The sequence below is a fragment of the Vibrio sp. 03_296 genome, from assembly GCF_002265885.1.
The window spans coordinates 1-431 of the sequence record NZ_NPKW01001301.1 but is presented as its reverse complement, the minus strand read 5'-3'; the positions used below and the strand labels follow the sequence as shown (position 1 = coordinate 431).

The following is a 431-nucleotide window of genomic DNA, read 5'->3' as shown; positions in this document are numbered from 1 at the left end:
ACAGCGAGAAAACCGCACAGTTTGCCACTTTGCTCTACGCCTTGCTCTACCCGGAGGTGAAGCTCCACGAATTCGAAGGAGAGATGTCTTCCAGCTCCAAATTCGGCGTAAGCCAGCATCGAATACAACAAAGGCATCCAGTGGATGCCTTTCAGACTGCTGACAAAGGTCTAGCTTTCGAGCTAGACCTTTGATCTAATAGGGGTATCGAAATATGGATACTCCGATATGCTTCAAGAACCCACCCCGCAACAATACGAACTGGAAATGGTGACGATGGAACAGTTAGTTCCTAAAGACCATTTAGTGCGCAAAATCGATAATGCTATCGACTTTGAATTCATTCGTGATGAAGTCGCTCATCTTTATTGTAAAGATAATGGGCGTCCACCTGTTGACCCTGTTCGTCTCTTCAAAATCATCTTGCTTGG

The 431-nt window shown here is 45.7% G+C and carries 1 protein-coding gene and 1 pseudogene; both read left to right on the top strand.

Annotation, left to right across the window (positions count from 1 at the left end; genetic code table 11):
- The coding region (locus tag CIK04_RS35240) for a hypothetical protein (protein WP_325206066.1) at positions 1–194 on the top strand (194 nt) is incomplete at its 5' end.
- A gap of 34 nt (positions 195–228) precedes the next feature.
- Positions 229–431 (top strand): annotated as a pseudogene (locus CIK04_RS31675) (IS5/IS1182 family transposase); the annotation flags it as partial.